The following is a 15,155-nucleotide window of genomic DNA, read 5'->3' on the forward strand; positions in this document are numbered from 1 at the left end:
AGCATCGCCACCGTGTGCGATCGCTCACGACGAGACCGTGACGAGCACCCGGTGCCACCCCGTCGAACCGTTCGGCGCGATCGGGGCACGCTGCTGCTCCTGCAGCTCGCCCTTCTTGTTCCAGGCGCGCACCGCGATGTAGTGAGTGCCGGGCGCGGCATCCCAGTCGTACATCCACTGCACCCAGCTCTCGTCGTTGACCGGCGTGGAGATCGTCGCGGGAACCCAGCCGGTGTCGTCGATGTTCACCTCGACGCGGGCGACGCCGGTCGGCTGCGCCCACGCCATGCCGGCGACGGGCACACGTCCGGGGGCGACGGGGCTGCCGACCTTGGGGACGTCGACACGCGAGGAGAGTTTGATGGGCGCCTGGGCGCTGTAGCCTCGCGGCGTCCAGTAGGCCTCATCAGCGGCGAAGGTCGTCACCTTCAGCTCGGTCAGCCACTTCGTCGCCGAGACGTACCCATAGAGCCCTGGGACGATCATCCGCACCGGAAAGCCGTGCTCGGCAGGGAGCGGCTCGCCGTTCATCGCGACCGCCAGAATCGCGTCGAGTCCGTTATCCGTGAGCGCCGACAGCGGAGTGCTCGCGGTGTAGCCGTCGACGCTGCGTGAGAGCACCATGTCGGCGCCGCCCTGCGGGCCCGCCATCCGCAGAATGTCGCGTACGGGCACGCCGAGCCATCGCGCATTGCCCACCAGCCCGCCGCCGACCTCGTTCGACACGCACGTCAAGGTGATGCCGTACTCGTCCAGCCCCATGCCCACGAGGTCGTCGAAGCTCAGCTCGATGCGACGGTCGACCATGCCGTCCACGACGAGGCGCCACGTCGTCGGATCGATGGTCGGGACGGTGAGCGCCGTGTCGACGCGGTAGAAGTCGGCGTTCGGCGTGAACAGCGGCGAGAGACCGGGAACGTCGAGCTCGGCGCCCGCGGGTACGGTCAGCGTTCGGCGAGGGGCCGGCAGCTTCAGCGCATCGCGGATCGCTTCGACCGATGAGGTCGCGGCCGTCACGACGCGTGCCGTGACACCGACGATCACGGCGGAGACCCCGGCCACGCCCGCGAGGCGGAAGAAGCCGCGCCGACCGAGCGCTTGCGCCTCGTCCGGCGCGGAGTCGGTTTCGGCGGAGTCCGGCCCGGGCCGCCGCCAGCGCCGCAGGCGGCGACCGAGCATCACGAGAACGACGGATGCCGCGGCCGCCCCGAGCACGGGAGGAACGAACGACAACGGCGTGACTCCGGTGCGCGAGACGACGGCGGCGGTCGACAGCACGCCGGCGATCGCGACGACCGCAACGCCGAGAGGGCTGCGCACGTACTCGAGCACTCCCCCGATCGCCGAGGCGATCACGACGGCGAGGCCGAGACCGGCGAGGAGGGCGATCTTGTCGTTGGCGCCGAACGTGGCGATCGCGAACTCTTTGAAGGGCTGGGGGACGATGTCGATCACGAAGCCACCGACCGCCAGGATCGGGCTGGCGTTGCGCGCGACGAGCAGCGCCAGCAGCTCGGCGACGCCGAGGAACACCGCACCGCTGACAAGGCCCGCGAGGGCGGCGAGGGCGAGCGACACGCGCCGGCCGGTGTGCGTGGTCACGATGGTCTCCTGCCGCCGGGGTCGGGGTACCTGTGTTGTTCGTCGCTACCGGGCAATCGGATGGGTGGCGGCTTTCTAGGCTGACTGCATGATCCATCTCGTCGCACGGCGCATCGACCCCGATCACCTCGACCGCGTTGTGGAGTGGCTCCGCACCGTGAACGGTCCGCGTCGCCAAGAGGCACTCGCCTCACTCGCCGCGGAACGCGTCCGTCATGAGACGGCGATGATCCTTGACGGCGCGGATGGCCCCGTCCTTGTGTACGCCATGGAGACCGACGACATCGCCCACTCCCGAGCCGTCGCCGACATGTCGCCCCGCGCGATCGACGCAGAGCACCGCGCCGTCATGCGCGCGGCCGATGCTGGCGGGGTGGACGGCGACATCGTGCTGGATCTGCGGGCGGTATGACCGACGGCCTGGCAATCGAGGTGGCGGACGACGCCGTCGAGGGAGAACGAAATGACCGCCGTCACAGCTCGCCGCTTCCATCGGCCGCGGCACCGTCCGGCGGAGCCGTGAAGGAAACCGGCGTGCCGGTCACCCGCGCGTAGGCGATCTCCGCCGCCGTCGATGCGCCGATATAGCCGCCCGGGTTGACGACGAGCACGCGATCGGCGAGGTCGATCTTGTGGCGGTGCAGCGCATCGAGGTGCGCCTTCTGGTCTGCGCTGACATCGCCGTCCATCTCGGCGGGCGCGAGAACGACGACGCCGCGAAGTGTGAGATCACGGCTCGCGTCGCGCATCTCGTCGGCGAAGCGCGCGGATCCGCAGATGCACACGATGTCGGGGCGAACGGGCATAGCCCAGTCTCCCATTCCAGCCCGGCAGAGCCCCTCGCGGGGCGTCGGGTCGCCGCCGTGCCCCACAGCCCGCACAGCCCAAGGCTTTCCGGGACCCGCGTCGCGACTCGCAGCAGCATCAACGCCATGCAAGTTGCCAGTAGCCGAACACCCCCGTCGTGCCAGATGTGAGTTCTGTCGGAAGTCAGATCACCTTCTTCAGGTAGACAGGATTGACCAGGCGATCAGCCTTCGCGGCAAGCCGACTACACGCCCGTCTCTGCCGCGAGCAGATCGTTGAGTGGCGCTGCACTCCTTTTCCGCCCGGCTGGCGGGCGGCGCCGGTCAAGTTGCGTGTGTCGCGATACCCTCCGAGGGTGATCGTCATCTACCCCGACACCAATGCTCTGCACTCCGATCTCCTCATGCAGCGCAAGCTCAGTAGCGAGCTTCTTGCACTGCTCGACGAGGGCGTCGTCGAGGTGCGTCTCTCCCCGGCTGTCGTAGCGGAAGCGGATCGTCAGGTTCGCGAGAGCGTTGAGGCGACACGCAAGGACGTCACCACATCGGTCACGAAGGCGACGCGCAGTTTGGGTCTCCCCGAGGCATCAATGAAGGCACTTCTCAGCACGCTCGCGGGGGAGATCACCGCGGTAAGCGATAAGGCTCTCGCGCCGCTCCTAGCGCACGATGCCTGCGAGGTCATCGAGTGGTCGGGGGTGAGCGCGCAAGACCTCGTCGAGCGCGAGTTGGAGCGACGCAAGCCTGTGCTCGAGAAGAGCGGTCAGTCGATCGGTCTCCGCGACACGATCATCTGGCACGGGTTATTGGAACTGCTCGAAACTCTTGACAGCGACGATGACTTCGTCATCTTCGTGAGCGCGGACGGCGGGTTCGTCAACGACGGTGGGCTACACGACGAACTCGAAGAAGAAATTGACGGCGCCTGGTGGGACGGAAACCGCCTGCGCGTTGCGTCTTCTCTGGCATCCGCCGTGCTCGAAGCGGGGAGGCTCGCGAGCCTGATCGGTGAACGCGACGGCACACTGAGCGCCGCGCTCATCGACTACGTGGAGCGCTTCGATGGGATCGAGTGGGGCTCATCCCCCCGAGACATGTACGTGACCCACCACAGCGCGAACGTCCCGTACGGCATGGAGGACGCGCTGCTGATTTCTGTCGATGGCGTGGAGGTCGACCATGTTGGTGACGGCAACCCGGCGGAGTGCATCGGGTACGCCGACTTCACGTTCAGCGGGCGGATGTCGCCGATGGACTACATGGACGCTGACCACTCGAACCTCGAAATGACCGGCGGGGACATCAACGGTTACGAGGTCTCCGTTGAATTCACCGCGCGCGCAGAGATCATCGCTGAAATCGAGTTCGATCTGGAGCCGCTGTACGCCGAGGTCATCGGCGCTTCCGTGTCATGGTGACCGTTGCTGAAAGCTGACGGGCCGACACTAACTGAATCGGCCTGACTTTCCTGCGTCGTCTCACAGCTTCTCGTCCGTGGCACCCGCGTCGACGTCTTGTGGTTCCGCATCTGGCTCTCCGTCCGACAGCCACGGGACCAGTAGCTGAGAGATAGGGCGTTTCCCAGCCTGGAGATCGCGTTCCATCTGATCGAAATCGGCTCGAGTTGGGACCCTCGACAGCGTCAGCGAAGCTGCGAAATCGAGCCGAGCGCCCGCGCGACTGATGGATTCGTTTAGCGCGTCTATGGCAACGTCGCGCAGTCGAGCAGCGAATCGGCCGAAGGAGATTGCTCGCCAAGCCTTCTCCGGATCAAGCAGGCCTTCGGTCAAGAGCCCTCTACCGGCCCACCCGATGGTGCGGGTGCCCTTCAGCACGATGTCGTTCGACATTCTGCGGTGCGCCGCGAAATCGAATCCCGAGTTGTTGCCATGGTTCCCCATGACGAAGCTCGAAGCGATGTTGATGTCACGGTCGCTCAAACGGATGAGACTGAGCGCTCGTTCGAGATCACGCCGAAGGGTTCTCGGGAGCGAAGCGTTCACTAAGCAGCGCGGATCCAGCTCTTCAGCGCGCCACGTGCGTGGACCTTCGAATCGATCGCTGTCGGCGACGATGTAGCAGTAGCGGCCACGATGCCGCATGATCCGTTCAGCGTCCAAGATCTTGATTCCGAAAGCGACGGGCTCACCGTCCGGATTGTCCAACGCGTGGTAATACTGCACTTCGAGGTGAAGGTCGCCGTCGATGAGGCGCCACAGCGCGCTATCAACGAAATCGCGTATCGAGTCCGCAATTCGCCAGTGGCGGTAGGAAGTCGACGGCAGGGCGTCGTGGATGAGTTGAGTCAGTTCGGACTCAGCCGGTTCGATGATGACATCAAACCCGTCGTTTGATCCCCTTCCGTACGGCAGGGAGTAGGTCCGAAGGTCCTGGAGAAGCATGTGTTCGCTGGGACCTGGATAGGGACGATCCTCGGCAGACTGGACAAAAGTCGCAACCCTACGTCGCGTGGCACGGCGCCTCGGCGCCCGAATTAGGTTCTCGAAGGGATCGTCAAGCATCGGACTCACCTTGAGCGTCGTCGCTTGCGCCCGACTCGCCTCGATATCGCGCTATCTGGTCGGCGAGCATGTCGGCCTTGTGTCCCAGCTTCGCATCGTCCGGAAGGTGATCGACGAGGTACTCGGCGATGAAGAGTTCGTACAGGTCATCTTGGATCCCGTATCCGCGCGGCGCGAGCGCAGAGACGATTGCGCTCTCGTGCGGACGCCACCTCGAGCCGTCCCACGTCCGCTCATCCCCACCGACCTGACGAGCTTCGAATACGCGTCCCATCTCGATTGAACGCCGGCTTCGCTCCAGACCGCCAACAGTCATCGCGAACGTCCCGTCAACGAATGACGCGGCCGTCAGGAGGAATTCAGCGACTTCGCGTTTGTCCGTCAGGAGGGTGTCCCACATAGATTTGATCTCCGGCCAGATCCCCTTGCCGTCGAGTTCGAACATGAGCAGCGCGTAGCCTGCCAAATCCATCGCAGTGATCAGCGGCTCAACGGCGAACACCACGCGAGTATTCGTCTCGTGGCGCTCAAGGTCAGCAAGTATCCGCATCCGCGCTGGCTCCATCTCCAGAAGCGCCGATTGATACAAAATGAGCGCCCGATCGCGGTCGCCACTAAGGATTGCACGGAACGCACCGTCCACGACGAACTGATAGAGCTGCCCATACAGGTCAGGCTCACGCGGCTCGAACTTCTTGATTCGGAGTTCCGGGAGCAGGGCAGCGAGCTTAACGAGCATTGCTGTGTGAGCATCTTGGGGGTCTACTACCGCCGTTCCGCGTTCCGGCCATTGAGGAACACTTGCATTCTCGTTTCGGAAGCCATCCAACTTCGCCTGCGCGCGCCGAATCGTCGGCGCGTGCGTCTCGATCTTGCTCAGTAGCTCGAGTGACGCCATCCCGGTAACGACCGCCAGATCGTGCCGCCCCTGCTCCGCGAACTGCGCGACCTGCGCCGTCGTCCGGCGGCCAACTTCCTGAAGTACTCCCGACTCCGTGGCCAGCAAAGCTTCCGCCATGCTTCGCGCGGCGAAGTGGTCGATCCACCAGCGTGGGGTGACACGACGCCCCTCCGCCTCGGTCTCGCGGCGGATGGCGGTTGAGAACTCCTCAAGCATCTGTCGGGTGAGCGTGGGAAGGTGGCCGCGATAGAGCGCATTCGGATCGGAAACTGCGGCCTCGAACTCACCCGACAGATCACGACCGATGATAGAGCGCGCCGCGTACTCGAGACCGAGCACCATCTTTGTGAGCGGCAGAACAAGGCTCTCTGCGGCTGCCATCTGGTTGATGCGAATCTGATAGTCGGGCGCGTCACCCTCAGCCACCTGGGCCGTCGTCGCTACGTCGAGGATGACGTCTTCCCACGCGGCCTCAATGGCAAGCGCTTCGTCGATCTGGAGCCGTGCGGCGAGGTTCGCGACAAGGCCCGCAATGGACTCCGTGATGGCCAGCGCGTTCGCGCCAGCCTGGGACTGAAACCCAACTTGCAGGCTCTTCCGCAGGAGTCGCGCGACTGTGTTCTCCAACCACAAGTAGTCCGGCTGCAGATCTGGCGGGTAGCTCACAGATGCGTTGAGCGCTAGCTCCAAACGGCTGTGGTCGATTGTCAGCCAATTCGAATGACTCGGCATCCGATCCCACCAGTTGCTGTCAGTCGGAATGGCGTACTTCCAGGACGAGTAGCTGCCAACGATATCCAGCAGTTGCCGGGTGAGGGACATCGGCGCGGTAGCGTTTCGCAGCTCCTCGTGCCCGAGGAGGTCCACAAGGTGCCTGAACGATGCCAAAGCACTGTAGACCCTGTAGTGCGCCTCCGATTGGCGGTGCGGCAGTGCGCGAGTGCGCGAACCCGTCGCTTCGCGAATACCGTCCGCAATCTGACTCAGCAACAGCGACGACAACTTGGAAGGATCGAAGTAGTCGAAAAGACGGCGCGCCAGGACTATGAGTCCCGCGCAGGCGAGCGCAGCCAAGAACCCAACAACAACGAGAGTCATCCCGGTCACTGCATAGCCCAGCACGCCGGCCGCGAGAACCACAACGCTCGTCCCGATCGTAAGGATCACGATCTTCAGGTACGCCTCGCTGTTTCGCTCAGCAATGAACAGTTCTCGCACGTCGCCCGGAACTGACTTGTAGATTGTCGATGCGATTACGCCGATCGTCGCGTAATACAGACCGAGAAGGGTCGCGCCGACGCCAATGGCCGCGGCGACCAGAGCAGACGACGTTCCTTGGAGTGAAGGATCGGGTGGTTCGAACCAACCGATCCTCGCCCCCCACTCGGTCCCGACGAGGACAAGCGAAAAAGCCTCAAGCGCTACGACCAGCGCAACGGCAAGCGCCAATGTCGCCAGGCTCTGACCAACGATCCGTCCGGCCGCAGTAGCGCCCATCCGTCGGCGAACGAAGAACCTTCGAACATTGGCGACTACTCTCGCCCAACTCGCGGCTCGACGGGCATATAGCTGGCGCCGGCGCCAGAATCGGGGCGAACCGATCTCCTGTAGTCGGTTGAGGTCGCGATGAATCATGTGTGGCTCGCCGATTGACTCTGCACACCAATCACAACCTGGCGCCCGTGCGACCGTTCCACGGCCTGGTAGTCGCCGGGGGTCATGAGTTCGCCGCAGTGCTCGCGAACAGCTCCGCCTGCTCAAGTACCAGCTCCACTGCCTTCGCCTCGGCGTCTGGCGGATAGTCGTAGCGGGCGAGGAGGCGTCTCACCTTGGAGCGCATCGCTGCACGGACGCTCTCCTTCTGGTCCCAATCGATAACGACGCTCGACCGCACCGCCCAGACGAGATCGACCGCGATCTGCTTGAGCGTGTCATCGCCCATCTGCAGAACCGCAGCGTCGTTCTGAGCGATCGCGTCGTAGAGGGCAACTTCGGCCGCGGACAGACCCAAGCGCTCATTGCGCTTCGCGTCGTCCCGCATCTGCTTGGCGAGCTTCACCAGTTCGGCGATGATCTCCGCTGTCGTGAGGGACCTGTTCGTATAGCGATTGATCGCCTCGTCGAGCAGCTCGGAGAACTTCCGCGCCTGCACGAGATTGGTGCGCTGCACGGTGCGGATCTGGTCGTTGAGCAGACGCCGCAACAGCCCCATCTGGAGGTTCGGCTTCTCCTTCTGGGCCAGCGAGTCGAGGAACTCGTCGCTGAGGATGGACAGCTCCGGCGTCTCGACACCGGCTAGCTTGTAGACATCGATGACCTGGTCGGCGGCAACGGCCTCGTTGAGCAGCTGGCCGAGGGCGGTATCGATCTCGACGGCACCGGAGCCACCACGGCCGGAGTCAGGGTTCTGGATCTTGAGGATGGCAGCACGGACGTCGGTGAAGAGACGGACGTGGTTGCGGATGGCAGCCGCCTCATCACGGGCACCGGCCAGAGCGAACGCCTTGGCTAGGGCCAGCACCTGGTCGTTGAAGCGACTGGTGCGGTCAGGGTCGGCCATGACGAAGTCGAGTACCTTGGCGTACTCGGCCAGACGCTGTGAGGCCGACAGCGACGGCGAGGCGTCGTAGGTCACGCCATGGAGCAGACCACGCACGATGTCGTGCTTTTCCAGCATGACGGCGACCATCTCGTCGATGGGCACACCGGCCTGGTCGCGGTCGCTCGGGCTGTACTCGGCAAGGGCGGCCTGCAGGTTGGCGAAGACGCCGATGTAGTCGACGATCAGGCCACCGGGCTTGTCGCGGAAGGTACGGTTGACGCGGGCGATGGCCTGCATCAGTCCGGCACCCTGCATCGTCTTGTCGACGTACATGGTGTGCATCGACGGGGCGTCGAAGCCGGTCAGCCACATGTCGCGGACGATGACCAACTCCAGCTCGTCGTCGGGATTCTTGGCCCGCAGCTTGAGGTCCTTGCGGACGTCCTTGGAGTGGATGTGTGGCTGGAACTCGACCGGGTCGGCCGCCGAGCCGGTCATGACGACCTTGATCTTGCCCTTGGCGGGGTCGTCGGAGTGCCAGTCGGGACGCAGGGCGACGATCTTCTCGTAGAGCTTGACCGCGATGCGGCGGCTCATGACCACGATCATGCCCTTGCCGAACAGAGCTTCCCGGCGCTTCTCCCAGTGGTCGACGATGTCGCGAGCGATCAGCTCGAGGCGTTCGTCAGCACCGACGATGGCCTCCAGGCGGGCCCAGCGGGACTTGGCCGCGGTGGCGGCGTCTTCCTCCACCGTCTCGGTGATCTCGTCGGCCAAGTCATCAAGGGCAGCCAGGTCGTCGACAGAGAGGTCGACCTTCGCCAGACGCGACTCGTAGAAGATCTTGACCGTGGCACCGTCCTCGACGGCACGGGTCAGGTCGTAGACGTCGATGTAGTCGCCGAAGACTGAGCGGGTGCTCTTGTCGCCCGACTCGATAGGCGTACCCGTGAAGCCCAGGTAGGTCGCACCCGGCAGGGCGTCACGCATGTGCTTGGCCAGGCCGGCCTTGATACGACCATATGAGTCGATGGTCTCGCCGAAGCCGTACTGGCTGCGGTGGGCCTCGTCGGCCACCACGACCACGTTGCGGCGGTCGGTCAGGACGGGGTTGGCATCGCCATCCTCGCCCGGGGCGAACTTCTGCAGCGTCGTGAAGATGATGCCACCCGAGGCTCGCTTCAGCTTGGTACGCAGGTCGCTGCGAGTCTCCGCCTGGACGGGCGTCTCCGGCAGGATGCGGGCCGGGGCGAAAGTCTCGCCGAACAGCTGGTCGTCGAGGTCGTTGCGGTCGGTGATGAACACTAGCGTCGGGTTGGCCATGCGGGCATCCCGCATGATCTTGGCGGCATAGAAGACCATCTCGAAGCTCTTGCCCGAGCCCTGGGTATGCCAGACGACCCCACCACGACGGTTTCCGCTCGGGCTGGACGCCTCAACCGTGCTTTCCACAGCCGCGTTGACCGCCCAGTACTGGTGGTACTTGGCGACCCGCTTCACCAGCACGCGGATGGGCTGGCCGGACTTCTTGTCGGTGGCGGTCTCGTCCGAGAAGACGATGAAGTTCTGGAGCAGGTCGAGGAAGCGACGCTGTTCGAAGACACCCTTGATGAGCACCTCAAGTGCCGGGTGGTCGGTGACGACGTCCCTACCCTCGATGGTCTTCCACGGGGCGTAATGCTCGAAGCCGCCGGTGTAGCTGCTCATCGCTGCCGACGTGCCATCCGAGATGACCGTCACAGCGTTGGGCACGAACACCGACGAGATGTCGGAGCGGTAGGTCTGCACCTGGTTCCAGGCCGACTTGAGCGTGGCATGCTCGGCGGTGGGGTTCTTCAGCTCAAGCAGCCCCAGCGGGATACCGTTCAGGAAGACCAGCACGTCCGGGCGACGGTTCTTGCCGTTCTCGATGATCGTGAACTGGTTGACGGCCAGCCAGTCGTTGTTCGCCGGCCGCTCGAAGTCCACCAGCCAGACACGAGTCGTCCGCACCTGACCATCGGCACCACGATGCTCGACGGGCACGCCCTCGGTGATCAGCTTGTGCAAACGGTAGTTCTCGTCGATGGCACTCTGCGACTCAGCCCGCTGTACCCGCTTGATGGCCTCGTCACGAACAGTCCGGTCGGCCCCAGGGTTGATGAGGCCAATGGCATCGCGGAGCCGGTCCCAGAGGAAGACGTCCTCGTAGGAGGCACGCTCGGCCAGCTGCTCGCCGGGGGCGATCGTCGGGCCGTGAAGCGTGTGGTAGCCAAGCTCGGCGAAGTACTCGAGGGCCGCCAGCTCGACGGTGTTCTCGTTGAAGGAGGTCACTTCGCAACCTCCATTTCCGACTCGTCCACCCAGCGTGCCAGAACACTGAGAGCGGCGAGGTATTCGAGCCCGACCTGCTCGTCGATGTCGTGCGGGTCTTCGTGGTTGAACGGGTTCCGGATACCGGCATAGATGCCCTCGGCAAGAGCCATCGCACCACGCTGCATCGAGCGGTACGTGTCGCTGCCGTCGTCCTTCATGCGACGCAGACGAGGCCTGCCCGCCGCAGGAGGCTCGGCATTGAACGACTCCTGGAAGAGCTTGGTCTCGCTGACGTTGCGTCGACCGACCTTGTTCTGGGTCTCGGCGTTCAGCTTCTTGGCGGCGTCCTCAACAGCCGAGCGGTAGTGACCGGACTGCCACAGGGATGCAGCCCCACTCCAAACCCAGGGGTGAAGCTTGGATGCGGAGATCTCCGGGGCGTAATCGCCGAGGTTCTTTCGAACCTCGTCCTGGCGAAGCAGCTCTTCTTTGGCACGTATGGCGGCCTCACGGTGGCGAGTCCATCGGTTGGTATTGCGAAGCTCAATCTCAGTCCGCCAGCCGGGAACAACTCGGTCGAGAATCTTCTCGACGACCTGGGCTTGCTTAGTAACCTCAGCGTCGGGTGACTTGGTACTCGACTTGTGCGTGATGTACGTCATGCCGTCACCGCTACGGCTGTTGTTGGTCATCACGGTCTGATCGATGAGCTTGTCGAGTTCAGCGATAGCCCACTCAGAATTGAGACCGGTCATGCGGCGGACTCCTCGACCGGGACACGAATACGTCCGGAGAGAAGCTCGGGCAGGAGGGCGTCGCGAATACTGCCGAGTCTTCGTGACTCGGTCCCAAGCCGAAGCACTCGCTCTAGCAATTGGTCGAGAGTCGCACCAATCTCCTGCACCGCCTTATTCGCCATGTTCGGAATCGGCATTTCGCGGAAGTTCGTGCTATTGATTCCGGGGATTGCGGCACCGGTGCCTCGCCGACGCATCTCGTCGTCCATCCAGGAAGAACTCAATAGCCAGTAGAGCGTCCCCTGTGACACACGTCCATCAGCACGAACACGGTAGACGTGCTCGTTGATGACCGCCTGCTCGACCGGAAACCCAAAACCAAACGCGCTGACATGCGGAATGAACTTTCCGGGTGTTCCACCGTCCTTGTAGACGAGAACGTCAGCGTTGGCCAAATGGCCTCTCTTCATGCTCGCTGCATAGTCGCTCGGAACGGACTTAAAGGTCTTCGTATTAATCACGCCGGCTGACTGGATGCTCTCGGCGCCAAGACTGATAACCCCGCTTCCATCAGTCAACGCGCCACCGCGGGGTCGACTTCCCGACTCAATGACAGTCAGAATGGAGTCAAGCTGCTCGGTAAGGGTTGGTACTTCAGAGGTCTCGCGTCCCAGTGCGTTTGCCAGGAGCGACGCCCCGAGTTCTTCGATGAGTGCGATGCTCCGTCTGTTCGACTCGATCTTGTCGTCGATCACACCCAAAATCCGTGCAATGGCCGCTTGCTCTGCCAGCGGGGGTAGGCGGTCAACCTGGAAGTCTCCGATCTGCCCACCGCTGATATGGGGTACCGCAGATCCAGTCTGAGTGCCGACGATGTAGTCCATGAACTCCTTGCTGCCAATGACTGCAGCTAGGTAACCCTGGTCGAGCGCGGGCTTTGCTCTCAGCCGAGCAACACGCTGAACCAGCAGTGACGGCACATCACCGGAGCGCACAACCGAGTACTTCAGGCCAGCCTCGATCCAGGGGCGGTCCATCGCTAGGACAACGTCGCCGATAGCGAGCTGGTACTTGGTGACTTCGCCTACGCGTTCTTGCGGAAACCGCTTAGCACCGTCCCATCGCAAGCGACCCTGACCAATGTTGTCGCCACGCAGAAGACGCACCGCTTCCCGAGAATCCGTGAACTCGGCGCTCTTGAAGGCGAATCCGAACGTCATGTCTACAAGATCACCGAGCCGAGTCATTTTGCGATGCTCCCGAGACGTGTTCTGATCTCCTGTTCCAGCTCCCGCCCGCGGTCGAACTCAGCGAACAGCTCGGCAGTCAGCCGCTCGATCTTCTCGCCGATGGGTTCATCGTCAGCTTCGGCTTCTTCGGTGCCGACGTAGCGTCCGGGAGTCAGGACGAAGTCGTGGCCGGCGATCTCCTCACGCGAGGCCGCCTTGGCGAAGCCCGGGACGTCTTCGTAGCCACCGTCGTGGTTCCGCCAGGCGTGGTAGGTGCCAGCAATCTTCTGGATGTCGTCGTCGGAGAGCACCCGCAGACGGCGGGTCTCCATGTCGCCGAGCTTACGGGCGTCGATGAACAGCACCTCGTCGTCACGCTCGCGGTGGCCGTTGCCGTGGCGGTCCTTGGAGACGAACCAGAGCGACACCGGGATGCCGGTGTTGAAGAAGAGCTTGTCGGGCATGGCGACGATGCAGTCCACCAGTCCCGCCTCGACCAGCTTGCGGCGGATGTCGCCCTCGCCGCCGCTCTTGGAAGAGAGCGAGCCGTTGGCTAGGACGAAGCCCGCAGTGCCCTTGGGGCTCAGGTGATAGACGAAGTGCTGCACCCAGGCGAAGTTGGCGTTGCCCTGCGGAGGTGTGCCGTACTTCCACCGAGGGTCGTCGGCGAGCTTGGCGTCCCACCAGTCCGAGACATTGAACGGCGGGTTGGCGATCACGAAGTCAGCCCGCAGATCCGGGTGCAGGTCTTCGGTAAACGAGTCGGCGGAGTGTGTACCGAGGTCAGCCTCGATGCCTCGCAGGGCGAGGTTCATCTTGGCCAGCTTCCAGGTGGTGTCGGTGAACTCCTGGCCGTAGACGGAGATGTCGGTTCGCTTGCCGCCGTGGGCCTTCACGAACTCGGCGGACTGGACAAACATGCCGCCCGAACCGGCAGCCGGGTCGTAGACGCGACCCTTGTACGGCTCGAGCATCTCGACCAGCGTCTTGACCACCGAGCGAGGCGTGTAGAAGGCTCCGGCGTCCTTGCCGGTCTCCTTGCCCGCGAACTGGCCGAGGAAGTACTCGTATACCCGACCCAGCACGTCGTCGGCACCGTGGTCATCGGTCGAGGTGAAACCGATGGAGCCGATCAGGTCGACCAGTTCACCGAGGCGACGCTTGTCGAGGCCGTCACGGCCGTAGTTGCGAGGCAGCACGCCACGGATGGAGGCGTTCTCCTTCTCGACCAGATCCATCGCCCGGTCGATGTCCTCGCCAACGCTGGAGAGCTTGGCTCGGCCTTGGATGTACTCCCAGCGGGCGTCGGCAGGCACCCAGAAGACGTTGTGGCTGGAGTACTCGTCGCGGTCCTCGAGGAAGCCGGCCAGACGCTCCGGCTTGATGCCATCCGCGACCAGCTCGGATTCGAGGGCCTGACGACGCTCCTCGAAGCGGTCCGAGATGTATTTCAGGAAGACCAGGCCGAGGACGACGTGCTTGTACTCGCTCGGCTCCTGGTTGCCACGCAGCTTGTCGGCCGCCTCCCAAAGGGTCTGCTCCAGAGACTTCTGGTGCTTCGGCTTCGCTACTCGGGCCATCTCATACTCTCTCGACGGAGCACCGTAGCTCCTGAACCTCACGACACGGGATGAATGTCACGTTATCGCGAGGGGCCGACGTGGTCCGGGATGGACGTCGCGCGTGGCGAAGTGGCAAACGGGCAAACGGTGAGGGTCATCATCTCCTTGCTGACAGACATCCGCTCACGCGTCCGGAGTTAGGTGCCGCTCGTCGCCGAGTTCGACCCCGAAGCGATCAGCGACGTCCGCGAGCGGCGCCTCGCGCATGTCGGCGCGTTCACGCTCAATGCTCTCGCCCTCGCGGTCGTCGATCGACTCGATCAAGTCCTCGACTACGCGATCCAGATCACGTTCGCCCAACGCGGCGAGCCTTGCGATTTCCGCTGCGGCGTCGGCGAGCGAGTAGAGACGCACCCAGGGATGCTCCCCGTGCCGCGCGATCACGACTGACTCTCGCGTATAGGAGTGGCCGTCGCCTGCCACGAGCCAACGCTCCTCGCCCTCCGCGGTGACGAAGAAGTCGACCACGCACTCACCGCACGGCATCTTGTAGACGCCGGGCTCGGATGGCGCCGTCTCCCTGGCGCGCTCGATCATCCCAATGAACATAGGTTCCCAATCCTCTGACTGGCCTTCGATCCGCATTGCGACCTCCGATTTCGAACTGATTAGTTTCGCATCTGATGATCGGAGCGATGCGCGAAACATCGAGTTCACTTACCTGATCGGGCCCGATGTCGCACACCCGGCCGCCGTACTTCACCTCGACAGTTGCAGCTGCGAGTTCGGCGGCGGTGTGCTCGGATGGCGTGAAGGTTGTCAGGATCACCGTGCGAGGTCTCTCGTGGTCGAGGATCGTGAGCCTGACAATGCGTACTTCGGGTACGTGCTCGGCGCCGAGCTACGGCGGCGAGCGCCCGATACGTTGTGGGACGCGCCGAGCGACTGACAGATTGGAT

At 63.7% G+C, this 15,155-nt stretch carries 11 protein-coding genes; 2 read left to right on the forward strand and 9 right to left on the reverse strand.

Features of this window, described 5'->3' with window-relative positions:
- Nucleotides 1-24 precede the first annotated feature (24 nt).
- Nucleotides 25-1,602 carry a molybdopterin-dependent oxidoreductase gene (locus CEP17_RS07545; RefSeq protein WP_112931807.1) on the reverse strand — a complete coding sequence of 526 codons (1,578 nt, stop codon included), beginning with the start codon at nucleotides 1,600-1,602 and terminating at the stop codon, nucleotides 25-27.
- Between the two features lie 88 nt (nucleotides 1,603-1,690).
- On the opposite strand from CEP17_RS07545, the gene CEP17_RS07550 reads away from it, so the two are divergent.
- Nucleotides 1,691-2,014, forward strand: a complete 324-nt coding sequence (locus tag CEP17_RS07550) for a DUF6176 family protein (RefSeq protein WP_112931808.1) — start codon at nucleotides 1,691-1,693, stop codon at nucleotides 2,012-2,014.
- Between the two features lie 61 nt (nucleotides 2,015-2,075).
- On the opposite strand, the gene CEP17_RS07555 is transcribed toward CEP17_RS07550, so the two are convergent.
- Nucleotides 2,076-2,408 (reverse strand): hypothetical protein, encoded by a 333-nt coding sequence (locus tag CEP17_RS07555; RefSeq protein ID WP_112931809.1) that lies wholly within the window; start codon nucleotides 2,406-2,408, stop codon nucleotides 2,076-2,078.
- A 356-nt stretch (nucleotides 2,409-2,764) separates the two neighbouring features.
- Here CEP17_RS07555 and CEP17_RS07560 point away from each other — a divergent pair, with 356 nt between their 5' ends.
- Nucleotides 2,765-3,826 (forward strand): PIN domain-containing protein, encoded by a 1,062-nt coding sequence (locus tag CEP17_RS07560; protein ID WP_112931810.1) that lies wholly within the window; start codon nucleotides 2,765-2,767, stop codon nucleotides 3,824-3,826.
- A 60-nt stretch (nucleotides 3,827-3,886) separates the two neighbouring features.
- Here the strand turns inward: CEP17_RS07560 and CEP17_RS07565 are convergent, their stop codons facing one another.
- The 7 genes from CEP17_RS07565 to CEP17_RS07595 form a co-directional block, all read right to left on the reverse strand.
- Nucleotides 3,887-4,930: a hypothetical protein gene (locus CEP17_RS07565; RefSeq protein ID WP_162722415.1), complete on the reverse strand. Its 1,044-nt coding sequence runs from the start codon at nucleotides 4,928-4,930 to the stop codon at nucleotides 3,887-3,889.
- On the reverse strand, nucleotides 4,923-7,466 hold the full coding sequence (locus CEP17_RS07570) for a hypothetical protein (RefSeq protein ID WP_162722416.1): 2,544 nt from the start codon (nucleotides 7,464-7,466) through the stop codon (nucleotides 4,923-4,925). The genes CEP17_RS07565 and CEP17_RS07570 overlap by 8 nt, the downstream gene beginning before the upstream one ends.
- A gap of 82 nt (nucleotides 7,467-7,548) precedes the next feature.
- Entirely contained in the window at nucleotides 7,549-10,686 is a 3,138-nt protein-coding gene (locus CEP17_RS07575) for a type I restriction endonuclease subunit R (RefSeq protein ID WP_112931813.1), read from the reverse strand.
- Nucleotides 10,683-11,423, reverse strand: a complete 741-nt coding sequence (locus CEP17_RS07580; RefSeq protein WP_112931814.1) for a TIGR02391 family protein — start codon at nucleotides 11,421-11,423, stop codon at nucleotides 10,683-10,685. Before CEP17_RS07580 ends, CEP17_RS07575 begins: the two co-directional genes overlap by 4 nt.
- Entirely contained in the window at nucleotides 11,420-12,625 is a 1,206-nt protein-coding gene (locus tag CEP17_RS07585) for a restriction endonuclease subunit S (RefSeq protein ID WP_162722417.1), read from the reverse strand. The genes CEP17_RS07580 and CEP17_RS07585 overlap by 4 nt, the downstream gene beginning before the upstream one ends.
- A gap of 23 nt (nucleotides 12,626-12,648) precedes the next feature.
- Complete coding sequence (locus CEP17_RS07590) at nucleotides 12,649-14,214, reverse strand: class I SAM-dependent DNA methyltransferase (RefSeq protein ID WP_112931816.1); 1,566 nt, start codon at nucleotides 14,212-14,214, stop codon at nucleotides 12,649-12,651.
- Between the two features lie 165 nt (nucleotides 14,215-14,379).
- The gene (locus CEP17_RS07595) at nucleotides 14,380-14,793 is read right to left on the reverse strand and encodes a zinc ABC transporter ATPase (protein WP_239498606.1); all 414 of its coding nucleotides are present in this window, start codon (nucleotides 14,791-14,793) and stop codon (nucleotides 14,380-14,382) included.
- Between the last annotated feature and the right edge of the window lie 362 nt (nucleotides 14,794-15,155).

Source organism: Microbacterium sp. PM5, from assembly GCF_003293595.1.
GTDB lineage: Bacteria > Actinomycetota > Actinomycetes > Actinomycetales > Microbacteriaceae > Microbacterium.

Bases quoted from the DNA above. Each gene is read 5' to 3' on its own strand.
- CEP17_RS07580 (WP_112931814.1), bottom strand. From the start codon at position 11,423: ATGACCGGTCTCAATTCTGAGTGGGCTATCGCTGAACTCGACAAGCTC.
- CEP17_RS07570 (WP_162722416.1), bottom strand. From the start codon at position 7,466: ATGATTCATCGCGACCTCAACCGACTACAGGAGATCGGTTCGCCCCGA.
- CEP17_RS07550 (WP_112931808.1), top strand. From the start codon at position 1,691: ATGATCCATCTCGTCGCACGGCGCATCGACCCCGATCACCTCGACCGC.
- CEP17_RS07565 (WP_162722415.1), bottom strand. From the start codon at position 4,930: ATGCTTGACGATCCCTTCGAGAACCTAATTCGGGCGCCGAGGCGCCGT.
- CEP17_RS07595 (WP_239498606.1), bottom strand. From the start codon at position 14,793: ATGATCGAGCGCGCCAGGGAGACGGCGCCATCCGAGCCCGGCGTCTAC.
- CEP17_RS07555 (WP_112931809.1), bottom strand. From the start codon at position 2,408: ATGCCCGTTCGCCCCGACATCGTGTGCATCTGCGGATCCGCGCGCTTC.
- CEP17_RS07585 (WP_162722417.1), bottom strand. From the start codon at position 12,625: ATGACGTTCGGATTCGCCTTCAAGAGCGCCGAGTTCACGGATTCTCGG.
- CEP17_RS07590 (WP_112931816.1), bottom strand. From the start codon at position 14,214: ATGGCCCGAGTAGCGAAGCCGAAGCACCAGAAGTCTCTGGAGCAGACC.